The sequence below is a fragment of the Frankia sp. CoBUL1 genome (genome assembly GCF_978021245.1).
Genome location: NZ_CDXDOS010000151.1, coordinates 1 through 8,259, shown reverse-complemented (window position 1 = coordinate 8,259; position 8,259 = coordinate 1). Strand labels below are relative to the sequence as shown.

5 protein-coding genes are annotated in these 8,259 nt (G+C 70.4%); 4 read left to right on the top strand and 1 reads right to left on the bottom strand.

Going from position 1 to position 8,259, the window contains the following annotated elements; translation table 11 throughout:
- The first annotated feature begins 319 nt into the window (after positions 1–319).
- The 3 genes from AC08OX_RS11910 to efeB all read left to right on the top strand — a co-directional run bounded on the left by AC08OX_RS11910 (position 320) and on the right by efeB (position 4,601).
- Positions 320–808, top strand: coding sequence for a YbaK/prolyl-tRNA synthetase associated domain-containing protein (locus AC08OX_RS11910; RefSeq protein ID WP_476607880.1), 489 nt, complete (start codon positions 320–322; stop codon positions 806–808).
- Positions 809–1,236: 428 nt separating this feature from the next.
- Positions 1,237–3,336, top strand: coding sequence for an iron uptake transporter permease EfeU (gene efeU / locus AC08OX_RS11905; protein WP_476607879.1), 2,100 nt, complete (start codon positions 1,237–1,239; stop codon positions 3,334–3,336).
- On the top strand, positions 3,333–4,601 hold the full coding sequence (gene efeB / locus AC08OX_RS11900) for an iron uptake transporter deferrochelatase/peroxidase subunit (protein WP_476607878.1): 1,269 nt from the start codon (positions 3,333–3,335) through the stop codon (positions 4,599–4,601). Before efeU ends, efeB begins: the two co-directional genes overlap by 4 nt.
- 206 nt (positions 4,602–4,807) lie before the next feature.
- On the opposite strand, the gene AC08OX_RS11895 is transcribed toward efeB, so the two are convergent.
- Positions 4,808–6,322: an alkaline phosphatase PhoX gene (locus tag AC08OX_RS11895; RefSeq protein WP_476607877.1), complete on the bottom strand. Its 1,515-nt coding sequence runs from the start codon at positions 6,320–6,322 to the stop codon at positions 4,808–4,810.
- Between the two features lie 414 nt (positions 6,323–6,736).
- On the opposite strand from AC08OX_RS11895, the gene AC08OX_RS11890 reads away from it, so the two are divergent.
- Positions 6,737–8,074 (top strand): ATP-binding protein, encoded by a 1,338-nt coding sequence (locus tag AC08OX_RS11890; protein WP_476607876.1) that lies wholly within the window; start codon positions 6,737–6,739, stop codon positions 8,072–8,074.
- The last annotated feature ends 185 nt before the right edge of the window (positions 8,075–8,259 follow it).

The window sequence follows — 8,259 nt, the reverse complement described above, 5'->3', positions numbered from 1 at the left end:
GCCAAGCGGTGCTCTGCCTGGCCGGGCTCCCCGGGAATACCCCATCCACTGCTGCTCAACGCCGAGGATTGGCCGGAAGGCGAAGAGTGCGTTCCACCGCACGCCGGCAGCCGGGCGTCCATCAACGAAGTGATCGAGGCAGAACGTTGTGCGTTGAAAGGGCCGTGCGCAATCGTGTACCCGGTCGACCTGGCGCCATGCCATGCGCGCCGTCGGGTAACTGTCGGCTGTCCGTTCACCATCTCTGACCGCGGAGGCGCAATGCTTTGTCGTCCGAGCCACCCCCGACCTGCCGTCACTCGCCCTTGGAGTGGGGCGGATGCGTGACGACCGAGACGTCTTCCGGCGGTTGACCGATCTGTTCGAGTCCGGCTCGGTGTCCTACCGGATGATCCCGCATCCGCCCGAGGGTCACACCGACGTCGCCAGCCGGCTGCGTGGCCACCCCCTCCAGCAGGCCGCCAAGTCCCTCGTGGTGCGGGTGGCAACGGGCAGGCGTTCCCGGCGCTACGTGCTCGCCGTGGTCCCCGGTGACCGTCGGGTCGACCTGAACGCGCTGGCCGACCGGTATGGCGGCCGAGAGGCCTCGTTCGCCGCCCGTGAGGTCGCCGAACGTCTGGCGGGTAGCGTCAGCGGATCCATCACCCCGTTCGTCTTCTCCCCCAAGCTGGACCTCATCGTCGACGAAGGCCTGCTTATCCACGACGAGATCTACTTCAACGCCGGACGGCTCGACCTGTCCGTCGCCCTGTCCGTCTCGGACTACCTGCTGCTGGCCCGGCCGACCGTCGCGCCCATCGCCGCCTGACGCCCTGGGCGGCCAGGAGCCAGCGCCCCGGCCCGTCGCACTCGGCACTCCTTCGTAGACCGCCGGACCTCCGGACCGCCGGACCACCGGCGAAGGATGGGTACCGGAGCTGACCGAGATCGATCTCTGCCGCGAAGGGGGCCGAGATCTTGACCATGCCGGTGAACCTCTTTCCAGCTGGGCTCAGCGTGCCCTGGGCTCTCCTGGGCTCTCCGCGCCACGACTGTTTGCGGGGTGCGGACAGAGCCACCCGCAGTGAGCTTCTACCCAGGCGAGCACAGCCGATCCCGACGATCATGCCCACCCCGCCGGTCGCCAGTTACTGATACATAATCCTAAGTAAGGTTCACCTAAAGCAGGTTAGGCTAACCTCCGTCTCTGGTACGTTCCGTGAAGCCGGCTACGCGGCGGACCGAAAGGAATCGGACGTGTGGGGTGATGTGCTCCCGAACCTGCTCATCGGGCTGCGCGAGGGCCTCGAGGCAGGCTTGATCGTCTCGATCCTGGTCGCGACGCTCGTCCGCGCCGACGAACGCTCCCGCCTGCCGCTGGTGTGGACGGGCGTGCTCGCCGCCATCGCCCTGTCGGCGAGTTTCGGCGCCGTGCTGACATTTGCCGCCGCGTCCATGTCCACGGCGGCGCAGGAGGTGTTCAGCGGGATCCTCAGCCTCGTAGCGGTCGGTTTCGTCACCATGATGATCTTCTGGATGCGGCGGTCGGTCCGCGCCCTGTCCGGCGAGATCAAGGGCAAGGTCACCGCTGCGCTGGCACTCGGGCCCGGCGTGCTGATCCTGACCGCTTTCCTGGCGGTGGCCCGGGAGGGTCTGGAGACCTCCCTGTTCATCTGGACGACCACCCGCGGCGCCAGCGAGTCGGCCGGTCCGTTGATCGGCGCCGCGGCCGGGCTCCTCATCGCCGCCGGGCTGTGCGCGGGGATGTACTACCGCGCCGTGAAGATCAACCTGACCAAGTTCTTCACGTTCACCGGCATCGGGCTCATCGTCGTCGCGTCGGGTGTCGCCGGGTACGGTCTGCGCGACCTCCAGGAGGCCGGTGCCCTCCCCGGCTTCGACACGGTCCTGTTCGACCTGCGGACCACCTTCGACCCGAGTTCCTGGTACGCCAGGCTCGTCGAGGGCGTCTTCAACATCACTCCGCGGATGACGGCGCTGCAGGTCACCGGCTACCTGGCCTACCTGGTGGTGGTACTGGCCCTGTTCGTCCGCGGCACCCGCGCCCCCCAACCAGCACAGCCAGCCCAGCCAGGAGAACCGGCCGCCGTCCCCGCCGCCAAGAGTTCCGATCGCACGCCGGCCCCGACGCCCCCGCCGGCCCCGACGGGAGCGTCGGCTGGCCACCGGCTGCCGCGGTGGGCGCTGCCGGCCGCCATCGTCGCGGTGCCGGCCCTCGCCGCCGGCGCCACGATCCTCGCGCTCGGCCCGTCGTCCAGCGGCGGCAGCGGCGGGACGATCGAGGTGACCGGCGGCTCCTGCGCGGCAGGCTGGGCGGCGCCCCGGCCGGGCAGGCAGACGTTCACCGTCCACAACGGCAGCGCCCAAACGGCGGAGGTCCGCCTCATCGACCCGGCGACCGGTGCCATCCATGCGGAGATCGAGCTGCTGGCGCCCGGAACCACCCGAACCCTGTCGGCCACCATCGGCGGGGGCACCTATGCCTGGGAATGCCTGCCGGACGGCGGTAAGCGGCTGCTGTCCGCGAGTCAACGGGTGGCGGGCGCGGCCAGCGGGGCCGCCTCCATCCTCCCCGTGACGGCAGAGACCATGAGCGGCCCGCTGCGCGGCTACCGCGCCTTCGTCACCGTCGGCCTGGTGACGTTGCAGGGCAGCGTCGACACGCTGCGCGCGGACGTGGAACACGGCGACCTGGACGCGGCCCGCCGGGACTGGCTGCCCGCCCACCTCGACTACGAGCGCCTGGGCGCCGCCTACGGCACCTTCGGGGACTTCGACTCCAAGATCAACGGACTGCCTGCCGGGCTGCCCGGCGGAGTGCACGACCCAGACTTCACCGGCTTCTACCGGATCGAGTACGGGCTGTGGCACGGTGAGTCGGCCGCCTCGCTGGCCGCGTCGGCGGTCGGGTTGTCCAGCGACGTAGCGGGGCTGCGGGCGGCATTCCCCACCCAGGAATTCGATCCGAACGACCTGGCCCTGCGCACCCACGAAGTGCTGGAGAACACGCTGCAGTTCCAGCTCACCGGCGCCGCCGATCAGGGCAGCGGCACGGCTCTGGCGACCGCGAGCGCAAACGTGGACGGCACCCGGGAACTGCTCACCGTGATCGCGCCGGTGCTGCAGACCCGGTCGCCCGCCGCGCTGACCGCGGCCCGCCAGCAGTTGGGCGCCTTCGGCGCGCTGGTGCGGCGGGTCGGCAACCCACACGGCACCTGGATCCCGCCGGGACGGCTGCCACTCGCCGACCGGCAGAAGCTGAACGGCAGCCTGGGCGCGCTGCTGGAGACCCTCGCACCGATCCCCGACATCCTCGAGATCAGGAGTACCGGATGAGCCCCGGGTCCGACGGCGGGCGGATGGGACGCCGCTCCTTCCTCGCCGGAGCCTTCGCCGCGGGCGCCGCGGCCGCGGGCAGCGCCACCACCGTCGCGGCCGGAACCGGCGCTGCGGTGCTCACCACCACCGCGCCGGCCGCCGCGGCCGCCAGCGGAAGCTCCGACGAGGTGGTTCCCTTCCGCGGCGTGCACCAGGCCGGGATCCTCACCCCGCAGCCGGCCGCGGCCATGTTCGCGTCCTTCGACGTCATCGCCGACGACCGGGCCGCGCTCACCGACCTGTTCAAGACGATCACCGCCCGGGCCCGGTTCCTCACCGCCGGCGGTGCTCCGGCCGACCTGGGCACCGTCGCCCCACCGTCGGACAGCGGGGTCCTCGGGCCGACCGTGCCCCCGGACGCGCTCACCGTCACGGTCGGGGTCGGCGCCTCCCTGTTCGACGACCGGTTCGGTCTGGCCGACCGGCGTCCCCGGCGGCTGGCGCCGATGCGTACCTTCCCGAACGACAACCTGAACCCCGCCGACTGCCACGGCGATCTCAGCCTGCAGCTGTGTGCGAACAGCCGGGACACGGTGTTGCACGCGCTGCGCGACATCGCCCGGCACACCCGCGGCGGCATGCAACTGCGGTGGCGGATCGACGGCTTCCACAGCCAGCCCCGGCCAGCCGGCGCGCAGCGAAACCTGCTCGGTTTCAAGGACGGCATCGTCAACCCCGATGTGACCAGCGCCGCCGACATGGACCGGCTGGTCTGGGTGGACGGTGCGGGCGAGCCGCGCTGGACCACCGGCGGCTCCTACCAGGTCGTCCGCATCATCCGGATGCTGGTGGAATTCTGGGACCGGGTTTCCCTCAACGAGCAGGAAACGATGATCGGCCGGCGACGGGACACCGGGGCACCGCTGGACGGCACCGCGGAGACCGACATTCCCAACTACGCCCGCGACCCCAAGGGCACGGCCATCCCGCTCACCGCGCACATCCGGCTCGCCAACCCGCGCACCGCGGCCACCGACAACTCCCGCATCCTGCGCCGCGGCTTCAACTACGACCGGGGAACAGACAGCAACGGCAACCTCGACATGGGCCTGGTCTTCTGCTGCTACCAGCAGGACATCATCCGGCAGTTCGAGGCGACGCAGACCCGGCTCATCGACGAGCCGCTCGTCGACTACATCAGCCCGACCGGTGGCGGCTACTTCTTCGTGCTCCCCGGTGTCCGGGACGCGAGCGACCACCTGGGCCGGTCGCTGCTGGCCTGAGCGCCGTCGCTGCTATGGGCCGCGGCCCGGCGGTGCGTGATCACCTCGATTGGCACCGCCTTGCCCCTTGCCCGGCCCCCTCTTGCCCGGACCATTGACCGCGAGACCTGGCCGACCGCAAGACCTGGCCGACCGCGCCTGGGGACGGACGGCCGGGCCGCCGCGGGTGAGATCAGGCCTCGGGTGAGATCAGGCCTCGGGTGAGATCAGACGGTGTGCCAGGGGCCGGTGACGGCGTAGGCGATGCCCGGGTCCTGGGTGGCGACGAACAGGTAACGGCCGTTGGTGGAGAAGCAGGAGCCGACGAACTCCCGGTAGATCTTGTCGGCACCATCCTGGAACAGGATCTTGTTCTGGGCGAAGACGAAGGGGCTGCCCTGGCGGTCGAGACCGACGACGTAGTTGAGCCCGTCGCCGTCCTCACACAACAACGCCCCACCATGCGGGGTGATGCACAGGTTGTCGGGCCCGTCGAAGACTCCGGGCGTGTCGTAGTCGTCCGCGGCCTCGTGGGACGGCAGCAGCGCGACGAGAGTCAGGGTTTCGGCGGCGGGCTGGTACTTCCACACCTGGCCATCGTGGACGGTGGGGGGCAGCGCGGGGTAGCTGACGGAGGCGGGCAGGTCGGCCTTCTTGGCATAGCTGGCGTTGATCCAGGCCGCGTCCCGGGCCCAGAAGGCGCCCTCGAACTTCTTCGACCGGGTCACCCGGTCGGGGCTGGCCGCCGCCAGGGTGGCGGGGCGGCCCGGGTAGGCGAACTGCTTGCGGATCGAGGGCGAGGCGTCGGTCCCGTCCGGGTCGGGAGCAGGCACCGGCACCCACTTCACTGTCAGGCTGGTGCCGACCTTGGTGATCTGGGAAAGGTCGTCGATCGGGTTGCCGGCCGCGGTCCAGGCCTGCAGCGCCTCCAGGCAGCCGCCCGCCGCGTAGTCACCGAACTGGCCCGTCGCCCGGGTCGGGCGGAACCGGTAGAGCAGGCCGTTCGGGCCGCTCGCGTCCTCGGTGAGGTAGGCGAAGTTGGTCTTGGGATCGACCGCGACCGCCTCATGCGCGAAGCGGCCCAGCGCCGTCAACGGCGCCCCGGTGGTGCGGCGGCCCAGCGAGTCGACCTCGAAGACATAGCCGTGCCGCTTGCCACCACTGATGATCGACTCTGTTTCCTCGCACGTCAGCCACGCACCCCAGGGGGTGACCCCGCCGGCGCAGTTGCGGATCGTGCCGGCCAGGCTCACGTAGCGACGCTGCACGTTCGCGTTGACGTCCAGCACGATGTTCGTGGTGCCACCGAACGCGTTCGTGGCCGACCCGTCGTACACCGCGGCCCCGGTGGTCTTGGGCACCACCGGCGTGAACTGCGCGCCCGGGTTCACCGCGTCCTGCTCGTGGTTCTGCACCAGAATCGTCCCGCCCTGCGTCCCAGGAAACGAGCCGGTGCCGTCGAACTTGGTCGGGTACGGCGGGCTACCCGGATCGTCGAGCCGGTCAAACGGCTCGTTGTAGGGCGCCTGACCCCAGGTACCGGCCTTCGCGATCACCTTGTAGTGGAAGCCGGCGGGAAGATCGAGCTTGCCGGCCGGGTCGGCCACCAGCGGCCCGTAGCCTCCCGTCGCTGCGCCCACCGGGCTCGCCGCCAGCAGGTTGAACGCTTCGGCGGACAGGACCACCACGGCCCCCGCCGCCGTGCCGTGCCGGAACAGATTACGTCGTGTCAACTCGCTCATGACGCGCAACCCTAGGAACGTGATGTTACCGCCCCTTTACGGAAAGGCCAACGTGTCACGGCCGCATCGTGGCCTTGTGATGAGCGAACGGTCCACCGGCCGCGACCGCGCCTCCACCGACACCGCATCGGCCCCTGCCACCCTGTATTCCCGGCGGGGGAACCCGCCTTACGCTCGACCTGATGCTCAGCGCCGGCTATTTCGCGTCACTCGTCGAACAGCTGCCGGCGAGGCTGGAGGAGTAGGGGCTGCCCCGCCCAGGGAGGGCACATACAGGCACGGAGATTGCCTTCGGCCGGGGGTGGCAGTCCCAAGGTCCCGTCAGAAAGCTTCGTCAGTCCCTGCTGATCGGGGCGGAGCAGAAGGGCATTGTCGAGTCGACGATCCGTCGGTGACCGACTTGAAGGAGCCAGCGTGCCCATCTGGCACATCCGTCCCTACGAGACCGTCGACTACGCGGCGACAGTACGCCTGCTGGAGGAAGTGAGGAGCACCCCGGGCGGCCCGCCCATCAACCTCACCGACACCGTGCTGGCGCTGCGGCACGAACTCCCGGACACCGAGTCCCCCGCGGTGGTCGCCGTCGCGGGCGAGCATCTCGTCGGTGCCGCGGTCGGGCGCAAGGAGGGCGGCCAAGGCCGGGTGCTCACGGTCGCCATCGCGCCCGCCTGGCGTCACCACGGCATTGGTTCCAGCCTGTTGCAGAGCGTGGAAAACCTGCTCCTGCACGCCGGCTGCCGGCGGATCACCACGCTGATCACCCCCGGGCAGCCGGGTGAGGAGGCGTTCCTCAACCGCGGCTTCACCGCTACCGGGCAGGTACTCTATGACAAGCAGATTCCCCTGCGCCCGGCGGACGTCTCCACCGTCGAGCGGTGGGGCGGCGCGCTGCTGAGCGCCTCCGAGTGGTCCAACCTCGCCGGGATGGAGGAGGAGCGCGCGCTCATCGAGAAGCGGCTGCTGCTGCCGGTTCGGGAACGGGAGCTCGCCGAGGCGTACGGAGTCGTCATCCCGACGGCGATGCTGCTGTTCGGGCCGCCCGGCACCGGTAAGACGTCCTTCGCCCGGGCGGTCGCCGCCCGGCTGGAATGGCCGTTCGTCGAGCTGCTGCCCTCACGGCTGGCCTCCGGCGGCAGTGGGCTCGCCGCCGAGCTGCGGTCAGCGATCAACGACCTCATGGGGGTCGAGCGGGTCGTCGTGTTCATCGACGAGGTCGACGAGATCGCCCAGTCGCGCGAGACCCGACCGGAGAACCAGTCCGTCGTCAACGAACTGCTCAAGGCGATCCCGCAGTTCCGCGGGGTGCAGGGCCGGCTGCTGATCTGCGCGACCAACGCGGTCTCGGCGCTGGATCCCGCGTTCATCCGGCCCGGCCGGTTCGATCTCGTCCTCCCCGTCGGACCGCCGGACGCCAAGGGGCGCCGGGTGCTGCTCGATGGGCTGCTGGACCGGGTCGCGAACAAGGAGGACATCGATCTGGACGCCGTCGTCGCGGCCACCGACCTGTTCACGCCGGCCGATCTCTCGGCGGTCGTGCAGCGCTCCGCTGCCGCAGCCTTCCACCGAGCCGCCGACGGGGTGAAGGTCGGCACCGGGGCGGGAGCGGAAAGCGGCGGGGGCGGCCACGGCCCGGCGGTGACCCCGTTGAGCACACAGGACCTGCTGGACGCCGCCCGGCTGGCCCGGCCGACGATCAGTCTTACCGAGCTGGACCGCTTCCGTCGTGACGCGGAGGCCTTCACCCGGATCTGACCTGCCCCGCCCCTGCAGGGACGACCCGCACCCGGATCCGCCTCGCACCCGGATCCGGGTGTTGATAACTTTTGATTTTTCGTAAGTGTTCGGTGATGTCGTGGGAGGGCTCGCCGAATGCCCGGCCGGCGTTGCCGGTCGGGTGCTGTCGGTGAGGCGAGTTAAGGCGCGGGTCCGTCGTGATC

Bases quoted from the DNA above. Each gene is read 5' to 3' on its own strand.
- efeB (WP_476607878.1), top strand. From the start codon at position 3,333: ATGAGCCCCGGGTCCGACGGCGGGCGGATGGGACGCCGCTCCTTCCTC.
- AC08OX_RS11895 (WP_476607877.1), bottom strand. From the start codon at position 6,322: ATGAGCGAGTTGACACGACGTAATCTGTTCCGGCACGGCACGGCGGCG.
- AC08OX_RS11910 (WP_476607880.1), top strand. From the start codon at position 320: ATGCGTGACGACCGAGACGTCTTCCGGCGGTTGACCGATCTGTTCGAG.